This window comes from Methylobacterium currus (assembly GCF_003058325.1).
Lineage (GTDB): Bacteria > Pseudomonadota > Alphaproteobacteria > Rhizobiales > Beijerinckiaceae > Methylobacterium > Methylobacterium currus.
Map to the genome: position 1 here is coordinate 684,886 of NZ_CP028843.1, position 22,994 is coordinate 707,879.

At 70.9% G+C, this 22,994-nt stretch carries 19 protein-coding genes; 8 read left to right on the top strand and 11 right to left on the bottom strand.

What is annotated here, in order from left to right; genetic code table 11:
- Positions 1-511: 511 nt before the first annotated feature.
- The 4 genes from gltB to DA075_RS03170 all read left to right on the top strand — a co-directional run bounded on the left by gltB (position 512) and on the right by DA075_RS03170 (position 10,224).
- Complete coding sequence (gene gltB, locus DA075_RS03155; RefSeq protein ID WP_099951974.1) at positions 512-5,203, top strand: glutamate synthase large subunit; 4,692 nt, start codon at positions 512-514, stop codon at positions 5,201-5,203.
- A gap of 250 nt (positions 5,204-5,453) precedes the next feature.
- Entirely contained in the window at positions 5,454-6,089 is a 636-nt protein-coding gene (locus DA075_RS03160) for a glutathione S-transferase family protein (protein WP_099951975.1), read from the top strand.
- Between the two features lie 11 nt (positions 6,090-6,100).
- On the top strand, positions 6,101-7,537 hold the full coding sequence (locus DA075_RS03165; protein WP_099951976.1) for a glutamate synthase subunit beta: 1,437 nt from the start codon (positions 6,101-6,103) through the stop codon (positions 7,535-7,537).
- A gap of 509 nt (positions 7,538-8,046) precedes the next feature.
- A complete protein-coding gene (locus tag DA075_RS03170) occupies positions 8,047-10,224 on the top strand; it encodes a TonB-dependent siderophore receptor (protein WP_420813102.1) in 2,178 nt (725 codons plus the stop codon).
- A gap of 3 nt (positions 10,225-10,227) precedes the next feature.
- On the opposite strand, the gene DA075_RS03175 is transcribed toward DA075_RS03170, so the two are convergent.
- Positions 10,228-11,619, bottom strand: coding sequence for an SGNH/GDSL hydrolase family protein (locus DA075_RS03175; RefSeq protein ID WP_232386443.1), 1,392 nt, complete (start codon positions 11,617-11,619; stop codon positions 10,228-10,230).
- Positions 11,620-11,907: 288 nt separating this feature from the next.
- Between DA075_RS03175 and DA075_RS03180 the strand changes: the two genes are divergently transcribed.
- Complete coding sequence (locus DA075_RS03180) at positions 11,908-12,189, top strand: hypothetical protein (RefSeq protein ID WP_099951977.1); 282 nt, start codon at positions 11,908-11,910, stop codon at positions 12,187-12,189.
- Here the strand turns inward: DA075_RS03180 and DA075_RS03185 are convergent.
- On the bottom strand, positions 12,173-12,817 hold the full coding sequence (locus tag DA075_RS03185) for a transglutaminase-like cysteine peptidase (protein WP_099951978.1): 645 nt from the start codon (positions 12,815-12,817) through the stop codon (positions 12,173-12,175). The genes DA075_RS03180 and DA075_RS03185 overlap by 17 nt on opposite strands.
- Before the next feature lie 120 nt (positions 12,818-12,937).
- Positions 12,938-14,077, bottom strand: coding sequence for a multidrug effflux MFS transporter (locus tag DA075_RS03190; RefSeq protein ID WP_420813149.1), 1,140 nt, complete (start codon positions 14,075-14,077; stop codon positions 12,938-12,940).
- Positions 14,078-14,453: 376 nt separating this feature from the next.
- Between DA075_RS03190 and DA075_RS03195 the strand changes: the two genes are divergently transcribed.
- Both DA075_RS03195 and DA075_RS03200 read left to right on the top strand, forming a co-directional pair.
- Entirely contained in the window at positions 14,454-14,741 is a 288-nt protein-coding gene (locus tag DA075_RS03195; protein WP_099951979.1) for a hypothetical protein, read from the top strand.
- 175 nt (positions 14,742-14,916) lie between these two features.
- The gene (locus tag DA075_RS03200; RefSeq protein WP_420813103.1) at positions 14,917-15,261 is read left to right on the top strand and encodes a hypothetical protein; all 345 of its coding nucleotides are present in this window, start codon (positions 14,917-14,919) and stop codon (positions 15,259-15,261) included.
- A gap of 58 nt (positions 15,262-15,319) precedes the next feature.
- On the opposite strand, the gene DA075_RS03205 is transcribed toward DA075_RS03200, so the two are convergent.
- The 3 genes from DA075_RS03205 to DA075_RS36370 form a co-directional block, all read right to left on the bottom strand.
- Positions 15,320-16,327 carry a helix-turn-helix domain-containing protein gene (locus DA075_RS03205; protein ID WP_210207014.1) on the bottom strand — a complete coding sequence of 336 codons (1,008 nt, stop codon included), beginning with the start codon at positions 16,325-16,327 and terminating at the stop codon, positions 15,320-15,322.
- A gap of 334 nt (positions 16,328-16,661) precedes the next feature.
- Entirely contained in the window at positions 16,662-16,985 is a 324-nt protein-coding gene (locus tag DA075_RS03210) for a translation initiation factor 2 (RefSeq protein ID WP_123834115.1), read from the bottom strand.
- 148 nt (positions 16,986-17,133) lie between these two features.
- On the bottom strand, positions 17,134-17,301 hold the full coding sequence (locus DA075_RS36370) for a hypothetical protein (protein WP_164712198.1): 168 nt from the start codon (positions 17,299-17,301) through the stop codon (positions 17,134-17,136).
- Between the two features lie 157 nt (positions 17,302-17,458).
- Between DA075_RS36370 and DA075_RS36375 the strand changes: the two genes are divergently transcribed.
- Complete coding sequence (locus DA075_RS36375; protein ID WP_164712199.1) at positions 17,459-17,602, top strand: hypothetical protein; 144 nt, start codon at positions 17,459-17,461, stop codon at positions 17,600-17,602.
- A gap of 24 nt (positions 17,603-17,626) precedes the next feature.
- Here DA075_RS36375 and DA075_RS03215 read toward each other — a convergent pair whose 3' ends face one another.
- The 5 genes from DA075_RS03215 to DA075_RS03235 all read right to left on the bottom strand — a co-directional run bounded on the left by DA075_RS03215 (position 17,627) and on the right by DA075_RS03235 (position 22,924).
- A complete protein-coding gene (locus tag DA075_RS03215; protein ID WP_099951982.1) occupies positions 17,627-19,978 on the bottom strand; it encodes a DUF3772 domain-containing protein in 2,352 nt (783 codons plus the stop codon).
- Positions 19,979-20,139: 161 nt separating this feature from the next.
- Positions 20,140-20,823 (bottom strand): spermidine synthase, encoded by a 684-nt coding sequence (locus DA075_RS03220; protein WP_420813150.1) that lies wholly within the window; start codon positions 20,821-20,823, stop codon positions 20,140-20,142.
- Positions 20,824-20,965: 142 nt separating this feature from the next.
- Positions 20,966-22,117, bottom strand: coding sequence for a glutamate 5-kinase (proB, locus tag DA075_RS03225; protein ID WP_099951984.1), 1,152 nt, complete (start codon positions 22,115-22,117; stop codon positions 20,966-20,968).
- A gap of 40 nt (positions 22,118-22,157) precedes the next feature.
- Complete coding sequence (locus tag DA075_RS03230; RefSeq protein WP_099951985.1) at positions 22,158-22,415, bottom strand: hypothetical protein; 258 nt, start codon at positions 22,413-22,415, stop codon at positions 22,158-22,160.
- A gap of 71 nt (positions 22,416-22,486) precedes the next feature.
- Positions 22,487-22,924 (bottom strand): type II toxin-antitoxin system VapC family toxin, encoded by a 438-nt coding sequence (locus DA075_RS03235; protein ID WP_164712200.1) that lies wholly within the window; start codon positions 22,922-22,924, stop codon positions 22,487-22,489.
- Between the last annotated feature and the right edge of the window lie 70 nt (positions 22,925-22,994).

Genomic DNA, 22,994 nt, shown 5'->3' on the forward strand with positions numbered 1-22,994 from the left:
TCTTGCTGGAGCGGTTGAAATCTGGCAGGTTCCGCGAGTTAGGACAGTACCGCTGTCCCATTTTCCCGGTCGGGCCCCGTGCCTCCGGGTCGCAAGGGCGCTGGCTTGTGGCTTGCACGACGGCCAAACGAGATACCAAACGCGCCGCCATTCAGGCGGTTCGGGCGCACGCCGGCTGACACCAGCCTGCCGGGCGCTCGCGAGGTGCGGGCGCTCCCTTCGCGAGACGCGACCGACCCTCCCGCGGACTGAAACGACAAGAGGCGGCGGCCTTGCCCTGAGATCCGCCCGCCTCCGCGGCGCCCCTGAGGCCGTCCGCGCCACTTTGCCCGCCCGATGATGCGGGTATACCTGCCCGGAACGGCGGGCTTGCCTCTGCGGCAGGCATGCCCGTCCCTGCGGCAGGCTGTCCCTCACCGGGCCGTGCGCGGACTGGCGCATCGGCCCGATCGACACGAACCAGCGCGCTCGCCCGCGAGCCTTCGAAGACCGGACCTTGGGAGACCAGACCATGAGCGGCACGGACCAGTCCCAGCACCCCACCCGCGGGCAGGCGGTCCCCGCCCTCGTCGTGCGCGATCCGGCCCTGCCGGCGCGTCAGGGCCTCTATCATCCCGGCAACGAGAAGGATGCCTGCGGCGTCGGCTTCATCGCCGACATGCACAACCGCCAGAGCCACGCCATCGTCCAGCAGGGCCTGCAGATCCTGGAGAACCTCGACCATCGCGGCGCGGTCGGCGCCGACCCGAAGATGGGCGACGGCTGCGGCATCCTGGTGCAGGTCCCGCACGGCTTTTTCGCGGCGGAGGCCGAGCGCCTCGGCATCAAGCTGCCGGAGGCCGGGTATTACGGCGTCGGCCAGCTCTACATGCCGCAGGACGAGCAGGGTTTTAAGACCGTCGAGGGGATCGTCGAGAAGGCGATCGCCGACGAGGGCCTGACGCTGCTCGGCTGGCGCGACGTGCCGGTCGATTCGAGCGACCTCGGCGAGAGCGTGAAGGCGAGTGAGCCGCGCCACCGCCAGGTGTTCATCGGCCGTCCGGCCTCCAGCGTCGACCAGGACGCCTTCGAGCGCCGGCTGTTCCTCGTCCGCAAGGTGATCTCGAACGCCGTCTACACCCTCAAGGACGAGCGGCTGAAGGAATTCTACCCGGTCTCGCTGTCCTCGCGCACCATCGTCTACAAGGGCATGGTGCTGGTGAACCAGCTCGGCCACTATTACCTCGACCTGAAGGACGAGCGCTTCGTCTCGGCGCTGGCGCTCGTGCACCAGCGCTTCGCCACCAACACCTTCCCGACCTGGCGCCTGTCGCACCCCTACCGGATGGTCGCGCATAACGGCGAGATCAACACGCTGCGCGGCAACGTGAACTGGATGGCGGCGCGCCAGGCCAGCGTCGATTCGGAGCTGTTCGGCAACGACATCTCGAAGCTCTGGCCGATCTCCTACGAGGGCCAGTCGGACACCGCCTGCTTCGACAACGCGCTGGAGTTCCTGGTCCAGGGCGGCTACCCGCTCGCCCACGCGATGATGATGCTGGTGCCCGAGGCCTGGGCCGGCAACCCGCTGATGAGCGAGGAGCAGCGCGCCTTCTACGAGTACCACGCCGCCCTGATGGAGCCGTGGGACGGCCCGGCCGCGCTCTGCTTCACCGACGGCCGCCAGATCGGCGCCACCCTCGACCGCAACGGCCTGCGCCCCGCCCGCTACCTCGTCACCGATGACGGGCTTGTCGTCCTCGCCTCCGAGATGGGCGTGCTGCCGATCCCGGACGAGAAGATCGTCTCGTCCTGGCGCCTCCAGCCGGGCCGGATGCTCCTGATCGACCTCGAGAAGGGGCGCATCGTCTCCAACGAGGAGATCAAGAGCGAGCTCGCCGCCGCCCACCCCTACAAGGAGTGGCTGAAGCGCACCCAGATCGTGCTCGAGGACCTGCGCCCGGTGCAGCCGCGCGAGTCGCGCACCGACGTGTCGCTGCTCGATCGCCAGCAGGCCTTCGGCTACACCCAGGAAGACCTGAAGCTGCTGATGCAGCCGATGGCCGTGACCGGCCAGGAGGCGGTCGGCTCGATGGGTACGGACACGCCGCTCTCGGCGCTCTCCGACAAGCCGAAGCTCCTCTACACCTACTTCAAGCAGAACTTCGCGCAGGTAACGAACCCGCCGATCGACCCGATCCGCGAGGAGGCCGTGATGAGCCTCGTCTCGTTCATCGGGCCGCGGCCGAACATCCTCGACCTCGAGGGCACCTCGCGCAAGAAGCGCCTCGAGGTGCGCCAGCCGATCCTGACCAACGCGGACCTGGAGAAGATCCGCTGCATCGGCCATTTCGAGGACCGCTTCGACACCAAGACCCTCGACATCACCTACGCGGCCGAGACCGGCGCGCAGGCGATGGAGGGTGCCCTCGACCGCCTCTGCGACCGCGCCGAGGCGGCGGTGCGCGGCGGCTACAACATCATCGTGCTCTCGGACCGCGCCGTCGGGCCGGACCGGATCCCGATCCCGGCCCTGCTCGCCACCGCCGCGGTGCACAACTACTTGATCCGCAAGGGGCTTCGCACCTCGGTCGGGCTCGTGCTCGAATCGGGTGAGCCGCGCGAGGTGCATCATTTCGCGTGCCTGGCCGGCTACGGCGCCGAGGCGATCAACCCGTATCTCGCCTTCGAGACGCTGATCGCGATGAAGGACGAGCTGCCGCCCGAGCTGGCCGACGACGAGATCGTCTACCGCTACATCAAGTCGATCGACAAGGGCCTGCTCAAGGTGATGTCCAAGATGGGCATCTCGACCTATCAATCCTATTGCGGCGCGCAGATCTTCGACGCGATCGGGCTGAATTCGGCCTTCGTCGAGCGCGACTTCTTCGGCACGGCGACGACGATCGAAGGGATCGGCATGGCCGAGATCGCCGAGGAGACGGTGCGCCGCCACCGCGACGCCTTCGGCGACGCGCCGGTCTACCGCACCGCCCTCGATGTCGGCGGCGAATACGCCTACCGCCTGCGCGGCGAGGCGCATACCTGGACGCCGGACACCGTCGCGACGCTCCAGCACGCCGTGCGGCTCAACCTGCCCGAGCGCTACCGGGCCTTCGCCAAGATGGTGAACGAGCAGGAGAACCACCTCAAGACGATCCGTGGCCTGTTCCGGATCAAGAGCGCGGCGGAGATCGGCCGGGCCCCGGTCGACATCGACGCGGTCGAGCCGGCGGCCGAGATCGTGAAGCGCTTCGCGACCGGCGCGATGTCCTACGGCTCGATCTCGAAGGAGGCGCACGAGACCCTGGCGATCGCCCTCAACTCCTTCGGCGGCCGCTCGAACTCGGGCGAGGGCGGCGAGGAGCGCGAGCGCTTCCGGCCGCTGCCGGACGGCCGCTCGCGCCGCTCGGCGATCAAGCAGGTCGCCTCGGGCCGCTTCGGCGTCACGACGGATTACCTCGTCAATGCCGACATGATGCAGATCAAGGTGGCTCAGGGAGCGAAGCCCGGCGAGGGCGGCCAGCTGCCCGGCCACAAGGTCGACGCCAAGATCGCCAAGGTCCGGCACTCGACCCCGGGCGTCGGCCTGATCTCGCCGCCGCCGCACCACGACATCTACTCGATCGAGGATCTGGCCCAGCTGATCTTCGACCTGAAGAACGTCAACCCGGCGGCCGATGTCTCGGTGAAGCTGGTGGCGGAGGTCGGTGTCGGCACGGTGGCGGCCGGCGTCGCCAAGGCGCGCGCCGACCACATCACCATCTCGGGCTTCGACGGCGGCACCGGCGCGGCACCCCTGACCTCGATCAAGCACGCCGGCGGTCCCTGGGAGATCGGCCTCGCCGAGACCCAGCAGACCCTGGTGCTCAACCACCTGCGCGGCCGGGTGGCGCTCCAGGCCGATGGCGGCATCCGCACCGGCCGGGACGTGCTGATCGCGGCGCTTCTCGGCGCCGACCAGTTCGGCTTCTCGACCGCGCCCCTGATCGCGGCCGGCTGCATCATGATGCGCAAGTGCCACCTCAACACCTGCCCGGTCGGCGTCGCGACCCAGGATCCGGTGCTGCGCAAGCGCTTCAAGGGCACGCCCGAGCACGTCATCAACTACTTCTTCTTCGTCGCCGAAGAGGTGCGCGAGCTGATGGCCGGCTTGGGCGTCACCAAGCTCGACGAGCTGATCGGGCGCTCGGAATACCTCGACAAGCTCGCGGCGATCTCGCACTGGAAGGCCAAGGGCCTCGACTTCACCCGGCTGTTCCACAAGCCGGACGTGCCGGAGACCGTCGCGCTCCGCCACGTCGAGGCGCAGAAGCACCCGATCGACCAGGTCCTCGACCGGCGGCTCATTGCGGCCGTCGGCGACGCGATCGAGACCGGCGCCGCGGTGACGGTCGAGGACGTGATCCGCAACTCCGACCGGGCGGCGGGCGCGATGCTCTCGGGAATGGTCGCCAAGGCGCACGGCCACGAGGGTCTGCCGGACGACACCATCACGGTGAAGCTCACCGGCACCGCCGGCCAGAGCTTCGGCGCGTGGCTCGCCGCCGGCGTGACCTTGAGCCTGACCGGCCACGCCAACGACTATGTCGGCAAGGGCCTGTCAGGCGGCAAGCTGATCATCCGGCCCTCGGATGCGCTGGGCTCGCCGTCGGACCGCACCATCATGGTCGGCAACACGGTGCTGTACGGCGCCATCGCGGGCGAGGCCTATATCCGGGGTGCGGCCGGCGAGCGCTTCGCGGTGCGCAACTCGGGCGCCATCGCGGTCGTCGAGGGCATGGGCGACCATGGCTGCGAGTACATGACCGGCGGCGTGGTCGTGTCGATCGGCGAGACCGGGCGCAACTTCGCGGCCGGCATGTCGGGCGGCATCGCCTACGTCCTGGACGAGGACGGGTCCTTCGCCAAGCGCTGCAACCTGTCGATGGTCGATCTCGAGCCGGTCGAGGAGGAGGACGAGTTCATGCGTCGCTTCCACCAGGACGGCGACCTGGAGACCAAGGGGCGCATCGACATCCTGGCAGACATGTCCGGCCATGACGAGGAGCGCCTGGTCGGCCTCATCAACAACCACCTGAAGTATACCGGCTCGGTGCGCGCCAAGGCGATCATCGACAACTGGCAGACCTACCGCACCAAGTTCGTGAAGGTGATGCCGGTCGAGTACCGGCGGGCCCTGCGCGAGATGGAGCGGGCCCGGATGCCGGTGGCGGCGGAGTAATCCGGCGGCTCGGAAGGTTGAACGGCAAACCCTCCCCCCCCTTTTTGCGGGGGAGGGTGCCCCGCGGGGCGGGGCGGGAGAGGGGAACCACGCTTCCGGATAAGGCGGAACCGTTCTGACGGGCGCCACCTGGAAGAGCATCGCGCTGCCCCTCTCCCGACCCCTGCCGACGCAGGGGCTACCCTCCCCCGCAGAGGGGGGAGGGCTGGGGGCGAAGCTCGTCGACGATCGGGAGCGCAGGGAGAAACCGGTGAAGATCTACGGCGACACGGTGTCGGGCAACTGCCTGAAGGTGCGGTACGTCGCCGATCACCTCGGGCTCGCCCATACGTGGGTGCCCGTCGACATCATGAAGGGTGAGAGCCGCACGCCCGAATACCTCGCCCGCTTTCCCATGGGCCAGGTTCCGGGTGTGGTCTTCGACGACGGGCGGACGCTCGCCCAGTCGAACGCGATCATCCGGTACCTCGCCCGCGGCTCGTCCCTGCTGCCGGACGATCCGTGGATGCAGGCCAAGATCGACGAGTGGCTGTTCTGGGAGCAGTACAGCCACGAGCCGACCATCGCGGTCTGCCGCTTCCATATGCGCTACCGGGGCGAACCGGCCGAGACCCGCGACCCGAAGCGGGTGGCCGGGGGCGAGGCCGCCCTCGACCTGATGGAGCGACACTTGACCGCCACCCGGTGGTTCGTCGGCGACGCCGTCAGCATCGCGGATGTCGCCTTGTTCGCCTATACGCAATTCGCCGACGAGGGCGGATTCGATCTCTCGGGCCGGCCCGCCATCCGGGCCTGGCTCACCCGTTGCGGGGAGGTGCTCCCCACATCCGCCACCGTCGCCGGGGTCGTCGAGACCCGCCGCCGGCCCGATCACTTCACGAACTGAGCACTCTTCCGATGGGCAAGGTCACAGGCTTCCTCGAATTCGACCGGCAGGAGCAGAAGTATCAGCTCGCGGCCGACCGCGTGCGCCACTTCCTCGAATTCACCCTGCCGCTCGACGAGCACGACCTGAAGAAGCAGGCGGCGCGCTGCATGGATTGCGGCATCCCGTTCTGCCACGGCCCGACCGGCTGTCCGGTCCACAACCAGATCCCGGACTGGAACGACCTCGTCTACAATGCGGATTGGGAGGAGGCGGCGCGCAACCTGCACTCCACCAACAATTTCCCGGAATTCACCGGCCGCATCTGCCCCGCCCCGTGCGAGGAGGCCTGCACCCTCAACCTCGAGAACCAGCCGGTGGCGATCAAGACCATCGAGCAGGCCATCGCCGACAAGGCGTGGAGCATGGGCTGGGTCGTGCCCGAGCCTGCCGAGGCCAAGACCGGCAAGCGGGTGGCGATCATCGGGTCGGGCCCGGCCGGCCTCGCGGCGGCCCAGCAACTCGCCCGCGTCGGCCACGACGTCCACGTCTTCGAGCGCGAGCCGAAGGCCGGCGGCCTGCTGCGCTACGGCATCCCCGACTTCAAGATGGAGAAGCGCCACATCGACCGCCGGGTGCGGCAGATGGAGGCCGAGGGCGTGCAGTTCCATTACGGCGTCAACATCGGCGTCACCCGCTCCTTCGCCAGCCTGCACAACGAGTTCGACGCCGTGCTGTTCGCCGGCGGTGCCGAGGCCCCGCGCGATCCGGGCCTGCCGGGCCAGGAGCTCGAGGGCGTGCACTTCGCCATGCCCTACCTGGTCCAATCGAACCGCCGCGTCGGCCAAGAGTTCGACAATGCGGCTGCCACGGCCGAGCCGCCGATCCTCGCCGCCGGCAAGAACGTCGTGGTGATCGGCGGCGGCGACACCGCCTCGGATTGCGTCGGCACCGCCTTCCGCCAGGGCGCCCTCTCGGTCACCCAGCTCGACATCCGCCCGCGCCCGCCGGAGCGGGAGGACAAGCTGACCGTGTGGCCCTATTGGGCGACCAAGATGCGCACCTCCTCCAGCCAGGCGGAGGGCGCCGAGCGCGAGTTCCAGGCCGCGACCCTGCGCATCGACGGGAAGAAGGGCAAGGTGAAGGGCGTGGTCTGCGCCCGGGTCGACGAGTCCCGCAAGCCGATCCCCGGCTCCGAGTTCCTGCTGCCGGCCGATCTCGTCTTCATGGCGATCGGCTTTGCCGGCCCATTGGCCAAGGGCCTGCTGGAGGAATCCGGTGTCGCCCGCGACAAGCGCGGCAACGTGCTGGCCGACGACGTCCAGTACCGGACCTCGAACGACAAGGTCTGGGTCGCCGGCGACATGCGCCGCGGCCAGTCCCTGGTGGTCTGGGCGATCCGCGAGGGCCGGCAGGCGGCCCGCGCCATCGACGAAGCGCTGATGGGCGCGACGACCCTGCCGCTGTGAGGCGGCGGGCCGCATAGAATGTCCTGATCGACCGACGGGACCCGCACCGGATCGGAGCGGGTCCCGTTCTCGTTCCGGGGATGTCGACCCTCTCGCTGCCGCTCCAGAACGTCATCCCGGGGCTCGCCGAAGGCGAGAGCCCGGGATCCATTGCCGCTGACCTCGAAGGACGGGGCGGAGCGGGCGACGCTTCATCCTGTACCGTCAGCGGTGATGGGTCCGGGTTCCGCTGCGCGGCCCCGGGATGACAGGGAGGGTGGCAAAACCGGGCCTAGCCATCCCCACCGGCTATGCGGCGATATTAGATCTATTCCAATTCGCAGAATGCAAAGTGACTTATCCACTGCCCTGACCCAGCATCCGCCCTCGCGATAGATGCGCTGACGCAACACAGGGACCGATAGCGACCGGGCCTGGAACGGTTCAAATTCTTGCGCGAACGAAGCGATTGATTGCTGGAGCCCGCGCGATTACCCGCGGAGCAGACGTTTCTTCCGGCCGAGGTCCCCGTGCGCCCACGTTCCTGTCCCGCGAAACGGCGCCGCTCGCCGCTGCTCCTCGCTCTGCTCGCGGGCGCGGCGCCGAGCCTCGCGGCGGGCCGTGCAGGGGCACAGGAGTCCGGCGAGACCATCGCCCTCGACACCATCACGGTCGCCGGCTCGTCGCAGGGCACGGGGGGCCCGCAATTCACCGAAACCGCCACCGGCCCGGTCCAGGGCTACCGCGCGACCCGCAGTGCCACGGCGACCAAGACCGACACAGCCCTGCGCGACATTCCGCAGACCGTCAACGTCGTGCCCCGCGAGGTCCTGGTCGACCGTGCGGAGACCCGGCTGACCGATGCGCTATTCAACGTCAGCAACGTGCAGCCCGGCGGCACCATCCAGGGCCGCAGCGACACCTTCATCATCCGCGGCTTCCGGACCCAGACCTACGCCATCGACGGCGTGTTCATGAACCAGGCCAGCAACTTCTACCCGGTCCAGCGCGACCTCGCCGATGTCGAGCGGATCGAGGTGCTGAAAGGGCCGGCCTCGGTGCTCTACGGTCGCGGCGATCCGGGCGGCGTCATCAACATCGTCACCCGCCAGCCGAGCCTGGTGCCGACGGCGGATGCCAGCATTCAGGGCGGCAGCTTCGGCTTCCGGCGGGTGCAGGGCTCGGCCTCCGGCCCGGTGCCGGGGGCCGATGGGCTGGCCGCCCGCCTCAGCTTCGGGACGCAGGTCGACCCGACCTTCCGCGACCTCGCCGGGCGCGACAATTCCCGCTTCTTCATCGCCCCGGCGCTCACCTGGAACCCGAGCCCGGACACAAGGGTCTCGTTCATCGGCGAGTTCACCCGGCAGGACACGGTCTACGACGAGGGCCTGATTGCCCGGAACGGCCGCGTGCCGCTCGACAACATCTCGCGCTACTACGGCGAGCCGTTCTCGCGTTACAACGCCAACGCGAATTTCGGCACCTTGAAGGTCGAGCACGACTTCAACGAGCACCTCATGCTGCGTCAGGTGCTCAACGCCCAGAGCGGCAGCTTCGACGCGATCGCGGCCCGCGCCACCGGCGTCTCGGCCAACGGGCTCACCGTCACCCGGCGCACCACCGCCGCCACCTCGACCTACGCCTCCGTCGACAGCCAGACTGAGCTGGTGGCGAAGTTCGACGTTCTCGGCCTGCACCACACCGCGCTGCTCGGCGTCGAGTACTTCAACGGCTACCGGCGGGCGGTCACCACCCAGGGCCCGCTCTCCTCGGTGAGATTCCTCAATCCCGTGCCCGGCCTCGCGCTGCCGGGCGCGCTCTCGCTGCAGAGCGACCTCAAGCAGAAGAACGAGCTGACCGGGCTCTACGCCCAGGACCAGATCGATCTCGGCTACGGCCTGCAGCTCCTGCTCGGCCTGCGCTACGACACCGGCACGCAGTTCTACTTCAGCCGCACGCCGACCTCGACGGCCATCCCGCCGGATCAGCAATTGTCCGGCCTGTCGCCGCGGGTCGGCCTGATTTACCGCGTCGCCGAACCCCTGGCGCTGTACGCCAGCTACACCACCTCGTTCAAGCCGCAGACTGCGAACGTCTTCGGGGTCGTCAACCCTCCGCCGGAGACCGGCGAGCAGATCGAGGTCGGCACCCGGTTCGACTTCTCGCCCGACCTGAGCCTGACCGCCTCGGTCTTCGACATCACCCGCAACAACGTCTCGGCCAACGACCCGGTCCGGACCAACTATTCGATCATCACCGGGCAGCAGCGCTCGAAGGGCGTCGAGGCCGACCTCGCCGGGACGATCCTTCCGGGCTGGAAGATCATCGGCGGCGTCGGCTACACCGATGCCCGGGTGACGCGGGACACCACGATCCCAGTCGGCAACCGGCTGGAGGCGGCGCCGCTGTTCAGCGGCAGCTTCTGGACGACCTACCAGGTCCAGGAAGGCGCCTGGCGCGGCCTCGGCCTCGGCGTCGGCGTGACCTATGTCGGCTCGCGCTTCGGCGACATCTCCAACACCTACAAGGTCGGCGCCTATACCCGTGTCGACGCGGCCGTGTTCTACGACCTCGACGAGCATGCCCGGTTCTCGCTGAACCTGAAGAACCTGACCGACGCGCGCTACATCGAGCAGCCGTTCAACCAGTTCAACAACCTGCCGGGGGCGCCGTTCTCGGTGCTGGCGACGCTCACGGCGCGGATGTAGCCGTCATCCCCGCGGCCAGCGGAAATCGTCCGCCCGGCCGGGCTGGGTCGGGGGTGCCGCGCCGCGGGTCAGGCTGCGCTCCAGGGTGTAGCCGGTGTCGCGGTCGATCCGCGGCCGGCCGGTGACGAGCTGGCCGCCCGGCGCGACCTCGTTGCGGGTGAGCGGCAGCACCGGGCCGGCGGCGGGCTTGACCGGCAGCGCCGGGATGCCCGGCGGCTCCGGCAGGCTCGGCAGCATCGCGGTGATGAGCCGGTCGATCGCCGCGTCGTCGTCGAGCTTGGCCTCGCCCGCCGCCGCCGGCGGCGCCTCCGGGGCGAGCGGCGAGACGGCGTCCGGCAGGGACGGGGTGCCGGTCGTCGCCTCGAGCAGCCGCTTGATCTCGACATCGGCGAAATGGGCCGCCTTGCGGGCGCCGGCCTTCGTGAAGTGCACGCCGTCGGCGGTGCGCAGGCGCGCCTGCTGCCCCTCGAGGTCGGGCCCGTTCGCGGCGTAGCGGTTGTTCTCGTCGACGAAGGCTGGCCAGATGTCGACGTAGACGCCGCCCGCCCGCTGCACCCGATCGCGAAAGATCTCGTTGAGCGAGGTGATGTCGGCCGAGAGAGTGTCGCTCTTCATCGGCGGCTCGCCGACCCAGACAACCGGCACCTTGCGGTCGGTGAAGACCTTCAGCAGCGCGTCGACCCGGTCGCGGTAGAGCACGCGCCAGCGCTCGCTCAGGGGCTCGATCGTCTGATCCCCGTCGCGCAGGGGTTGGCGGTCGTTGGCGCCGATCATCACGACGGCGTAGGACACCTTCGGGTTGGACTTGAGGGTGTCCTCCGCGGCCTTCGGCCAATCGACCACGTCCTTGCGCACGAGGCCGCTGTCGCCCTTGGCGCGGCGGAGCACCACCACGTCCGGATTCGCCTCGTAGACCGTGTCGAGGCCCTGGCCGAGGAGCTCGGCGAGAGAATCGCCGAACACCGCGATCTGCGTGCGCGGGTCGGTCTTCGGCTTGGGGGCGGCGGGCCGGGCCACGACCGGGGCCGGGCGGGGCTTGGGCCGCTGCACCGAGCGCCCCTCGCGGCTATGCGTCACCTCGCGCTCCCGCTCGCGTTCCCGCTCCCGCCGCGGGCGGGGCGTGCGGTAGGCGCCACGATAGGCGGGCCGGCCGGCATCCTGCGCCTGGGGCGCCGCTGCGGGCCGGTCCTCCCAGGGCCAGTAGAATTGCCGTTGCGGCTCGGGCGCGGGGGCTTGCCGGTAGGCGGGCGCGCGGCGGTAGCCGGTGCCCTCGTCGTAATATTGCGCCCGGGCCGCCTCCGGCAGGCCGACGCCCGCGAGCAGGCCCGAGAGCAGGCCCAATCGCAGGCGCGAGAGGGCGAGGCGCGACAGTTCCCGTCCCGTCGGCCACCCCATCCGCATCGTCCCCGGCTCTGCCCGCATCTTCATGGCGGTGAGTATAGCGCGGCAACCGGTTCCGGCCCAGCCCGGCGCGGCGGCGCGCCGAGCCGGTCGCATCCTGTCAAGGTTAGGGGATGATGAAGGCCAGTGTAAAACCTCCGTTCAGCATCGCCGAACATCGCCGATTTCCGAAGAGGTGACTGGCGCGATGACGACCGGCCGTTAAGCGGCGCCAGCCGATGATCTGTTCCAGGCGAGCGACGGGGCACAACAGGTCGCCGCACGACAGGCGGGTGCTTTCAGATGGTTCGGACTGTACGGCGGCTGGGGGTCCAGGCCGCGCTCATCGTCGCGATCGGGTCCGCGGTCCTGCTGAGCCGGGGCGGCCGGGAGGCCGCGGCCCTCACCCTGCGGCCGGCCCTCGATCCGGCGCCGATCACCGCGCCGATGGCACGGCCGGTCGCCCCGGCGCCGGCGCCCGGCGTGCGGGTGGTGCTGGCGCTGCCCTGGACCAATGCCAGCGCCGCACTGGCGACCGAGGTCCTGGCCGCCCGGTACGGGACCGGCGTCAGCGATTCGCGGTGACGACCGGCGACACCGCCCGGCCGAGCGAGACCCAGCGGGCGTTCTCGTCGCCCTCGCGCTTGATGAAGGTGTATCCGGTCTTGTGCCAGGGCAGCACGGCACTGGTCTTGTTGTCGAGGACCAGGTCGCCGCGGTCGGTGCGCAACATCAGCACCGCGTGGCCCTCGCCCTTCTCGTCGATCACCACCGTCATCCGCATCGCCCGTCGCGGCAGGCCGGCCTGCGCCAGGAGCTTGCGCTTGAGGAGCTGGTAATCCTCGCAATCGCCCGAGCCGTCCTCGGCCAGGTCCCAGCGGTCCGGCACGCCCCAATGCTCCTGGTCGGTGACCGCGCGCAGGGACGCGTTGACCTGGCGGTTGATGCCGGTGACCGTCTGCCACAGCCGCGGGGTGAGCGTCACCTGCGCCGGCTCGCTGGTATCCACCGCGCATTCCGACGCGTAGCGGGCACAGAACTCGGTCCAGGCCGGGACCGGCCGGGCCTCGCCGACGGCCGCCGCCGGGATGGTCACGGCCGGGAGCGCCGCCAGGGTCTGGCTGCCCGCCCCGCCCGCCGAAGCCAGCAGCCCGGCGGCGACCGCCACGGTCCGCGCGATTCCGATTCCGCCCTTGCGACCCGCGATACGCATCTGACCCGTACCCGCAACCGTTAAGCTCTCGTTAACGAGTTGGTCGCACGGCGGCTCCGCCGGGGCAACGGCCGAGTTAAGAAAAGGTTAACGTGTGTTCACAGGGTTGCGCCGGCCGCCTCACGCCCGCCGTAGCGAGAGCGCGGCGATCACCGAGGCCCCGAGCAGGGTCGCCGCCACCGGGGTGGCCGAGCCGTCGTGCCAGGTGGCGACCACGAGGGTGAACAGGGCGCCAAGCGCCATCTGCATGAAGCCGTAGAGGCTCGAAGCCGAGCCGGCGGCGTGGGGATCGACGTTCATCAGACCCGCCACCGCGTTCGGCCCGAGGAGCCCGATGCCGATCGCATAGAGCACGAGGGGCGCGAGCAGCGTCGCCACCGTGAGATGCCCGCTGCGGTCGATCGCCAGCAGCGCCAGGGCGGCGAGGAGGCAGACGCCGTTGCCGATCTTGGCCGCGCGCCGGATCGGCATCCGCCCCGCCAGGCGCCCGGCCGCGGCCGAGCCGATCACCATCCCGGCCACCACGATCAGGCAATCGAGGCCGACCTCCTGCGACGAGCGGCCGAGCCGGTCGACGAGGAGGAACGGCGCCACCGCCAGGAAGGCGTAGAGGCTGGTGCCGGCGCAGGCCCCGGCGAGGAGGTAGGCCCGGTAGGCCGGGTGGCGCAGCAGGCGCAAGTAAGCCCCCGCGACGGCGCCGATCCCCGGCAGCGCCACCGGCCGCCGGTTGGTCTCCGGCAGGGTCACCACCACGAGCGCGCCGAGGAGCGCCACCACGGCGGCCAGCACCACGAACACCGCCCGCCAGCCGAAGGCGCCGGCGACGAGGCCGCCGATAGCCGGCGCGAGCGCCGGGGTCAGGGTCATCGCCATGGTGAGGATGGCGATCTTGCGGGCGGCGTCCGCAGCGGTCGAGACGTCCCGCACCATCGCCCGGCCGAGCACCAGCGAGCCGCAGGCCCCGAGCGATTGCAGGACCCGGGCGACGATCAGCACCTCGATCGAGGGAGCGGGGATCGCGAGGAGCAGCCCGGCGAGATAGAGTGACAGGCCGGCGATCAGCACCGGGCGCCGGCCGAACCGGTCCGAGAGCGGCCCGTAGACCAGTTGCCCGCAGGCCAGGCCGACGAGATACAGGGTGATCGTCAGCTGTGCGGCGACCGGCGTGGTGCCGAGATCGGCCGCCGCCGCGGCGAGCGCCGGCACGAAGATGTGCAGGGCCACTGTGCCGGTCATGGTCACGGCGACGAGAAGCGCCAGCGACGCCTGTCCCGAAGCCGAGGAGACCGGCGCTGAAGAGGCCGGTGGCGAGCCCGGATGAGGCGACGGCGCCTGGTCCTGATCTCGGCCGGAACGCCTCGGTGTCATCGTCATCGCTGGGTCCGCTCACGGTCCTTCGGGGGCTGATCCTCTGTTAGGCGATGGCGGCCGTGCGAGGCATGCCGGACGGGAATGGCTGAGCCCTGCCGCCGGCGCTCGTCGCCCGGGCGGAGCCCCCGGAGGGCCGGATCGCTCATCACGTCTGAGTGACTTGACCCGTCTTGTTTGTCTGCGAACGATCGCGACAATAATCAGACTTTCTACGGCGCGGCCGCGCCGCGACCCGGGCCCCTGGCCCGAGGGGCAGGAGATGCCGATGTCCGATGGCGCGTTCGATTCCGGTCTCTGGCCGAACCCCGCTCGCGGCGGCGACGACGCGGTCTCCGGCGGGAGCCTGTCGCTGCGCCGCCTGCGCGAGATCGAGGCCGTGCTCGGGGTCTCGATCGATCCGGCTTCCGCGGCCGGGCCGGAGCAGGACGGCGGCAGAGTCTTCGAGCGGCAGGCGATCGACCTCCTGCGCGCCTTCAACCGGATCACCGATCCCGAGGCCCGCCGCGCGGTGCTGCGCCTCGTCTCGGCGGCGGCGCACGAGGTCGCGCGCTGAGGCCGGGATCCGGGACGAAAGCCGGGCGAGCGACCGATGCGGGCGGGGAGGGGCGCCGTGCGACACCGGCGCCGCAACCCGCGGCGCGAACCGAAGGCGGGGCCATCCGTTGCCGGGGGATGCCGCCCATGACGAGCGCGTCTTGCGAGGCGGTGTCAGGCAGGAGGACCGCCCGATGCGGGGGATGTTCGTCGCAGCGTCGATTCTGGTTCCGCTCATCGCCACGCCCGCGGCCGCGACGCCCTGCGCCGAGCAGATCGCCACGATCGAGCGCCGGCTCGAGAGTCCCGGCGCCGCGGCGGTGACCGGCGACACGCCGACGACGCAAGGCTCGCCCAAGGCTCTCGCGGCTCCCCCGGCGGGACGACCGAGCGACCCCGCGACTGCGCCGCAGGCCGGCCGGATCGCCGAGGCGCGCGGGCTGATCGGCACGGCGCGCGACCAGGACCGCGCCGGCAATGCCCAGGCCTGCAACGACACCATGACCCGCGCCAAGGCGCTGATCGGCGCGCTGCCCTAAGGGCAGGGCGCGGGACGCTGTCGGGCGCCCGACACTTTCCGGGTCCGGACGTCCCGCTTCAGAAGGTGTCGCGCAGGCGCCGGATCGTCTGGACCCAGTCGCGCGGGCCGAGGCCGGGCGCCGATCCGGCCGGCTGCAAGCCATCCTGGGCGCTGCGGCGGACGTCCCGCGGGCTCATCCCGAACCGCGTCCGGAACGAGCGGCTGAAATGCGTCTCGCTGGTGAAGCCGCTGCGGAAGGCCACCTGCGCGATGCTGCTGCGCCCGTCATCGGCCCGGCTCAGGGTCATGAAGGCCCGGTCGAGCCGGCGCCCGGCGATGTAGGCCATGACGCCCCCCTCGAAGCCGAACAGCCGGTACAGGGTCGCCCGCGACACCCGGCAGGAAGCGGCGATGCCGGCGGGGCTCAGGGCCGGGTCGTCGAGGTGACGGTCGATATAGGCGCAGACCCGGTCGTGGACGCTGGCGCAGGCCGCCGCCCGCACGAGCGGGCCGGCCTCCCGCAGGTCGCTGCCCGAGAGCAGCAGGCAGAGCGCATCCAGGGCAGCGCTGGCCTCCCGGGGGGAGAGGGAGCCGGCATGCTCGGCCAGGCTGCGCAGGTGGCTCCCGATCACCGCCGCGAGCGCGCTGCTCCGGCCGATCGCCCGCCCGTGCAGGTCGTGCGATCCGGCGATCGGCAGGCGGTCCCGCGGCAGGATCAGCGTCAGGTTGGAGAAATCCGTCGCCCGCGTCTGCAGGGTGCGGTTGAGATCGAGGACGTTGATGTCCCCGGCGGCCACCGAGACGGTTTGGTCGCCGCACAGCCCCTCGAAGCCGCCCTCGACATAGTGCTGGATCACGACGTGGTCCCAGCCCGAGCGGCGGACGTCGCTCATGCTGCGCTCGAAGGACTGTGCCCGCGAGGTCGCGGTCGTCAGCAGGGCGTCGGAGATCGGGACCGCCTTCACCTCGGCCCGGAAGCCTGCGACGGCTTCCCCGTCGAGGCTGACCCGGAACAAGGGCTGCACCAGGTCGTGCCAGAGGGCGAATTGCTGCTCGGCCGCGAGGGGCTCGAGCATGAAGTTCATCGCCGCGTGTTCCGCCATGGCGTCAGCGCCCGCTGCCCGGATTGGTGCCGCTTTCGCCTCCGGCAAGGATGCGTGCGGCCTCTCGTGACGCGAGGCGCACGGATCCGATCCGGGCGCCCGTCGTGTGCGCCGGATGGCCCGCGACGGAAGGGTCGGGACGCGACGATTCCATCACGGCGACGCACGTGAAGCCATGAGCAGGCGGAAGCCCTGCGTCAATGCGGAAACGACGGCCGTCGTCCCTCGTACAGCGCAATCACGGAGTCGTCGCACGGAGACCCCGCGAATGAGGGGGAGGGGTCTCGCCCGCCGCGAAATGGCCGGTGGCCGGCCCTCACCGGGATGGCCTGCCCGGGCCGATGAGGCCGCCGGCGACGAGGTTGCCCGCCATGCTGGCGCCGCCCGTCCCGCTCGCAATCGTGGTGACCAGCACCTGCACGTCGGCGTGGCCGGGAAGCGAGAAGGTGCAGACGAATTCCTGCTTGCGCGGCACTTCGAGGGTGCAGGGCGTGACCGGGCAGCCCGGCCCGAACGAGGTGCGCATCGACGCGCCCGGCGGTTCCGACAGGAAGGTGACCGGCTCGGTCGTGCCGCGGGTCACGGTCCCGCAGGCGGTCAGGGCGAGGAAGCTCAGGCCGGTGGCAAGGATGCGCATCACGTCGGGCTCGCGCGGAGGGCAGACCGGCGGCCGCTTCCAAGGTCAGGAGGATGGTCGATGACGGGGAGGATCCCGGGCCGGTCGGAGCGAGCTTGACCTCAGGGATCGGTCCGCTTGTTTCCTGACGGTGTCCGACGGTCGAGGTCGATCAGATCGCCTGAGACGCAAAGTCATGGAAAATGAAATCGTCGATCGACGTGTCGCAGGCGATGGTCGCGGAGAAGCCGCTCTGGTTCGCTGCTTCGTCTGCCGGGTGTGCGCGTACCGGCCCGGTCATGTGGCCGGCGAGGGCGCATCCGGTCTGCCGGCGGGTCATTCCGCGGAGCGCCACCGGGCTCCGCACGACCCCGCCGCGTCATTTTGAGATGCCTGGGCAGGATTTTTGAGACGCTGTGCATGGTTTACGCTGCCGAAGGGCTTGCCGAACATGCTAATGCGACTCGGGTTCCCATGCGTCGGCAAGCAGTTTCATCATGACCAGGTCTGATCTCGCGCGGATGCCGTGGACGGCAGGAGAGCCCCCGACGGCGGGACGGGCGATCTCCCTGGCTCTGGCCCTCGCCCTCACCCTGGCCACCGCCATCGTGGCCGCCGTGCCGCTCGTCGGGGCGTTCTGAGCCTGCGATCCGGCATCCCGGCCGTCAGGCCGCCGGCGGCCCGCCGAGCTTGATGCCGGCGCGGCGAAACAGCGTCAGCCAGATCGTGTTCAGCTCGCTACGGGTCGCGTCGCTCGCCGCGAGATCGACCAGGAAGCAGCGCACCTCGTATTCGAGGCCGTGCTCGCCGATCCGCATCAGGAGGGCGCTCGGCGCCGGGTGGGCCGCGACGTTGGGATGGCGCTCGACGACCTTCAGCAGGATCTCGTGCAGCACCTCGATGTCGGTCTCCTTGTCGAGGAGGAGCGGCACGCGCAGGCGCTGGGTATCGTCCGTGAGGGTCTTGTTGCGGACGATCGAGGTGATGAGGTCGGTATTCGGCACCACCAGATCGGTGCGGTCGCCGGTGGCGATCAGGGTGGAGCGCACGCTGATCTTCTTCACCCGGCCCTCCTCGCCCTTCACGGTGACGAGGTCGCCGACCCGGATCGGCCGCTCGGCGAGCACGATCAGGCCCGAGACGAAGTTCGACACGATGCTCTGAAGGCCGAAGCCGATGCCGACCGAGAGGGCGCCGGCGATCACCGTGAGGCTCTGCGGGTTCACCCCGAGCTGGCCGAGCGCTACGACCAGCGTCAGGGCGAGGCCGCCATAGCCCACCACCGTGATGACCGAGTAGCGCGCCCCGGCATCGAGCCGGGTATGGGGCAGGAAGCGCCGGTCGAGCCAGCCGGTGGCGAGCCGGGTCGCCAGCAGGCCGGCCGCGAAGGCGAAGAGCGCGAGGCCGGCGGCGCCGAGCCAGCCGCGCAGATCCGCCACGGTGGTGCCGAGGAACGCATCCTGGAACGGGTTCAGCTCGCCATGGGCGAGGCTCCAGGGGCCGATGACCACGAACACCATCGCGCCGACCACGACGGCATGCAGCAGGCCCGAGACCACGATCGAGCCGAGCGCCAGCGTCCCGGGCCGGAGGGTGAAGGTGCGGCACAATCGCGACAGCCGGGGCGAGCGGGCGACGTCCCCGGGCGCGACCGAGAGCGCATCGACGCCGATCAGCACGATCCAGCCCAGGGCCACGAGGATCCCGGTGACGAGGAGGCGCCCCATGAGGAAGGCGCCGAGGGCCGTGAGGCCGAGGAGCATGCAGGCGAAGGCGGCGGCCGTCACCGCCCAGGCGAGGGGCGCCAGGGCGCCGAGGGAGCCGACGGGAGAGGCCGCCGGCATCGCCGCCAGCTCGGTCTCGTCCGGGGGCTCGGCATGGGCGAGCCGCGCCAGCGCGCCGGCGAGAAGCGCGCAGCAGGCGAGGACCGTGAGGATGGTCGCCGCCTCGCCGATCGCCGCCCGGAACTGCGCCATGATGGCGAACTCGGCGAAGACGAGGTTTCCTGCATAGATCAGCAGCATCGCCGTGCCGGTGCGATGGATGGTCCGGGCCGCCGGATCGCCAACCGCCAGGAGCCGCATCGCGGGATCGCGCGGCGCCACCATCGCCCGCAGGATGCCGGGGCCGAGGATCGCGCCGGCGATGGCCGCGAGCAGCCGCACCGCCACCGAATCGACGCTGCCGGGCGAGAGGTCCATGTCCTCGTTGAGCAGGATCAGGAGGGCCAGGGCCACCGGCACCGGGGCCACCGTGACGCAGAGCTCGATGACGGCGTGGACCGCCGCCGCCCGGCGCGGGCCGATGCCCGTCCGCTCGCACAGGCGGCGCCAGCGCCGCGCCAGGCGCCGTCCGGCCGAGCGGCTGATCCCGTAGAGGATCAGCGCCAGGACCAGCACCACGGCGCCGCCGAGGAGTTCCTCGTCGTCCAGGCCGTTCTCCGCCGCCCGCGCCCGGAGATCCGCCAGCCTCTCGCCGATCTGCGGCACCGCCCGGTCGAGAAGCTCGCTCCAGAAGGCGGGAGTGAGCGGGCTCGGGCTCGGGGCGAGGAGGCGCCGGGCGAACAGCGACCGCCGCGCCTCGGTCACGCGGGCCAGCAACTCCTCGGCGGCGCGCAGGCTCTGCCCGTCCTGCCGCAGCCGCGCCTCGACCTGCGCCAGCTCGGCCTCCGCCTGCCGCTTCTCGGCGCCGGCGGCGTCGGGCACCGCGGCGCGGGCGATCTCGGCGAGCTGCGCCTGGGCTGCCGCCCGGGCCGCCTCCGCCTCCCGCCGCAGCGCCTTGGCCTCGGTGATCAGGGCCTCGGTCCGGTCGCGGATGGCGAGCAGGCCCTTGAAGTCGCCCTGCAGCCGCTCCGCCTCGGCTCGGGCCGCCGCGATGCCGGCATTCAGCGTGGCGCGGCGCGTGTCCTCGGTCTGGGCCGCCGCCGGGTGCGCCGCGAGCCAGAAGGTCAGCGCGACCAGGAGGCAGCCGAGGACGCCACGGACGGGACCGGGGAGGGGCAGACCGAGGAGAGGCATGGAGAGGACAGCCCGGGACGCCGCGCCGTGCGAAGCTTGGCCGCAGGTTGCCTACCATGCCCTTGCCGATCGGCAAGAGCCGGGGACGACAAGATGACAGGGACGCCGGGAGGCTGTGCGCCCCGTCCGCCACGTGCGCGAGCCCGCCGCGTTCCCTGTCCTCAGCCGGCCTCGGGCGGGCGCGTCGCGATCCAGACCACGTGCGGCGTCCGCCCGGGACGCTCGGAGCGGATGCGGTGCTCCGCGACGGCGAAGCCGGTGCGCTGCAGGCGGGCCTTGAACTTGCGGTCCGGGCAGCCCGACCAGATGCCGAGCAGGCCGCCCGGCCGCAGGGCCCAGCGCGCCCGCTTCAATCCCCAGGAATCGTAGAGCCGGTCATTGGCCCGGCTGACCAGGCCGCGCGGACCGTTATCGACGTCGAGCAGGATCGCGTCCCAGGCCTGCGGTCCGGACTGGATCGCCCGGTTGACGTCGCCCTCGCGGATCTCGACCCGCGGGTCGTCGAGGCAGCCGCCGAAAATGGGGGCGAGGGGCCCGCGGGCCCAGGCCACGACCGCCGGCACCAGCTCGGCGACGACCACGTCGGCGTCGGGCCCGAGTTCGGCCAGGGCCGCCCGCAAGGTGAAGCCCATGCCGAGCCCGCCGATCAGCACCAGGGGCGCCTTGCGGTCGCGCAGGGCCGCGCAGGCGAGAGCCGCGAGCTCCCGCTCGGAGCCGCTGCGATGGCTGCCCATCAGCTCCATGCCCTCGACGACGATCAGGTGCTCGTCGTCGCGCCGCACCAGCCGCAGGGAGCCTCCCCCGCCCGGGATCGGGCCGGTGTCGAGTTCGGTCCAGGCCGCCAGGGCCGCGCCCGGCACGGGGGAACGCCGCATCACTCTTCTCTCCGCCGCCGGGGGAGGGGCGGGCGCCTCGCCGCGGCGATACCCGGCGGCGCGCCCCCCGTACAGCGCGCCGGCCGCATTCCGGCCGGCCGCGCGCCGCGGGTCAGTCGCCCACCAGGGCGAGGTCGTCCCGGTGCACCATGGCGGCCCGGCCCGGATAGCCCAGCACCGCCTCGATCTCCCGGCTCGACCGCCCGAGGATGCGGCCGGCATCCTCGCTGTCATAGGCGACGAGGCCGCGGCCGAGCACCTGCCCGTCCCTGGCCCGGATCGTCACCGCGTCGCCGCGGCTGAAGCTGCCCTCGACCCGCACCACGCCGACCGGCAGCAGGCTCGCCCCGCCTTGCAGCGCGCGCGCCGCCCCGGCATCGATCGTCAGCGTGCCACGGGGTTCCAGCGAGCCGGCGATCCAGGTCTTGCGGGCCGCGCCCGGCGTCGAGCCGGCGAGGAACCACGAGCAGCGCGCCCCGGACGCCACCGCCTTGAGCGGGTTCTTCACCCGCCCGTCGGCGATCATCATGTGGGTGCCGCCGGAGATCGCGATCTTGGCCGCCTCGACCTTGGTGCGCATGCCGCCGCGGGACAGTTCCGAGGCGGGACCGCCCGCCATGGCGTCGATCTCCGGGGTGATCCGGGCGATCACCGGCAGGTGCTCGGCATCCGGGTCGCTCGCCGGCGGGGCGGTGTAAAGCCCGTCGATGTCGGAGAACAGCACCAGCAGGTCGGCGCCGATCATGGTGGCGACCCGGGCGGCGAGGCGGTCGTTGTCGCCGTAGCGGATCTCCGAGGTCGCCACCGTGTCGTTCTCGTTGACGACCGGGACGGCGCGCTCCTCCAGGAGCTTGAGGATGGTGGCGCGCGCATTGAGGTAGCGCCGGCGCTCCTCGGTGTCCTGCGGCGTCACCAGGATCTGGCCGGCGACGATGCCGTGATGGGCCAGCGCCTCCGACCAGTGCCGGGCGAGCGCGATCTGCCCTACCGCCGCGGCGGCCTGGCTCTCCTCGAGCCGCAGGGGGCCGGGGGCGAAATTGAGCACCGTGCGCCCCAGCGCGATCGAGCCGGAGGAGACCACCAGCACGTCGACGCCGCGGCCGTGCAGGTCGGCGATGTCCTCGGCGAGGGCCGCGAGCCAGGCATGCCGCAGCCGCCCCCGCGCCCGGTCGACGAGGAGCGCCGAGCCGACCTTCAGGACGACGCGGCGGAACTGGTCGAGGGTGGGGGTCTCGGGCGGGCGGGGCGCGGGGTGAGTGAGCATGGGGCCGAGTGTCATGGGAGCGCGGGCGTGTCGAGAGCGATCATGCCGGCAGGCCGTTCCCGCCGTGGAAGTCGGGGTGATCCGAGGTGGTGCCGGGCAGCCTGTATCGGGTCACGTCCTTCACCAGGGCGCGCAGGGCGTCGTACTCCTCCCGCTGGGCAGGAGTGAGGGAAGCCGTTGCGACGGCATGAGCGTCGAGTTCGTGCAAGGGGCGCATGACGTCGTCGGATGTCGTCTCGAGACACTCGGCCATCCGCTCGGCGATGTCGGCGGGATCGATGACAGGACGCTTCGCCATCAGCCACTCCGTTGCGATCCGAGTTCTTACGCTTCTGCCATCCTGCCGGCCAAGAGAACCGGGAGCCAGCCTCACGAGGTCGCGAACCCGGTCGAGGGCGGGTTCCACGGCCGCATGCTCACGGCGGGCAAGCGGGCCGTCGTGCTGAAGTCGTTTCCCTTGAACAGTAGAGGAAGATCGTCACGCATGGCGACCGCGTCGCACAAGCAGTCGCCGAAGTTTAAGGACGCGGAATGTCCGCGACCTTGCCCGTACCGATCGAATGCCTGTTGCGCGATAAAGGTATGGGCCGCCGTAAAAGGGAGGAGCGTGAGATTCGAGAGCGCCATGAGGTCACGGAGGATGGCTGTCGCATCGGGTTCGCCGCGGCGTTCGACGGCGTTATGCGCTTCCAAGGCTGCTGATGTACCCGTGACGCAGTCTTCCCGCGCCAATGCGGCGAGAAAGGTTTGCGCCTCCGGCTCGCCGAAGGCGATGGCGAGCAGCGCCGACGCATCGACCGCGATCATCGCGGCTGGTCGCTGTCGATGATCAGAGGCTCGGCCATGGGACATCTCCCGACTGCCCGAAGAGTCCCGC

What these genes read in the sequence shown, in the direction of transcription:
- gltB (WP_099951974.1), top strand. Translation starts at nt 512, where the DNA reads ATGAGCGGCACGGACCAGTCCCAGCACCCCACCCGCGGGCAGGCGGTC.
- DA075_RS03230 (WP_099951985.1), bottom strand. Translation starts at nt 22,415, where the DNA reads ATGGCGAAGCGTCCTGTCATCGATCCCGCCGACATCGCCGAGCGGATG.
- DA075_RS03185 (WP_099951978.1), bottom strand. Translation starts at nt 12,817, where the DNA reads ATGCGTATCGCGGGTCGCAAGGGCGGAATCGGAATCGCGCGGACCGTG.
- DA075_RS03165 (WP_099951976.1), top strand. Translation starts at nt 6,101, where the DNA reads ATGGGCAAGGTCACAGGCTTCCTCGAATTCGACCGGCAGGAGCAGAAG.
- DA075_RS03180 (WP_099951977.1), top strand. Translation starts at nt 11,908, where the DNA reads ATGGTTCGGACTGTACGGCGGCTGGGGGTCCAGGCCGCGCTCATCGTC.
- DA075_RS03200 (WP_420813103.1), top strand. Translation starts at nt 14,917, where the DNA reads ATGCGGGGGATGTTCGTCGCAGCGTCGATTCTGGTTCCGCTCATCGCC.
- DA075_RS03205 (WP_210207014.1), bottom strand. Translation starts at nt 16,327, where the DNA reads ATGAACTTCATGCTCGAGCCCCTCGCGGCCGAGCAGCAATTCGCCCTC.
- DA075_RS03235 (WP_164712200.1), bottom strand. Translation starts at nt 22,924, where the DNA reads ATGATCGCGGTCGATGCGTCGGCGCTGCTCGCCATCGCCTTCGGCGAG.
- proB (WP_099951984.1), bottom strand. Translation starts at nt 22,117, where the DNA reads ATGCTCACTCACCCCGCGCCCCGCCCGCCCGAGACCCCCACCCTCGAC.
- DA075_RS03195 (WP_099951979.1), top strand. Translation starts at nt 14,454, where the DNA reads ATGTCCGATGGCGCGTTCGATTCCGGTCTCTGGCCGAACCCCGCTCGC.
- DA075_RS03215 (WP_099951982.1), bottom strand. Translation starts at nt 19,978, where the DNA reads ATGCCTCTCCTCGGTCTGCCCCTCCCCGGTCCCGTCCGTGGCGTCCTC.
- DA075_RS03175 (WP_232386443.1), bottom strand. Translation starts at nt 11,619, where the DNA reads ATGGGGTGGCCGACGGGACGGGAACTGTCGCGCCTCGCCCTCTCGCGC.
- DA075_RS36370 (WP_164712198.1), bottom strand. Translation starts at nt 17,301, where the DNA reads ATGACCCGCCGGCAGACCGGATGCGCCCTCGCCGGCCACATGACCGGG.
- DA075_RS36375 (WP_164712199.1), top strand. Translation starts at nt 17,459, where the DNA reads ATGACCAGGTCTGATCTCGCGCGGATGCCGTGGACGGCAGGAGAGCCC.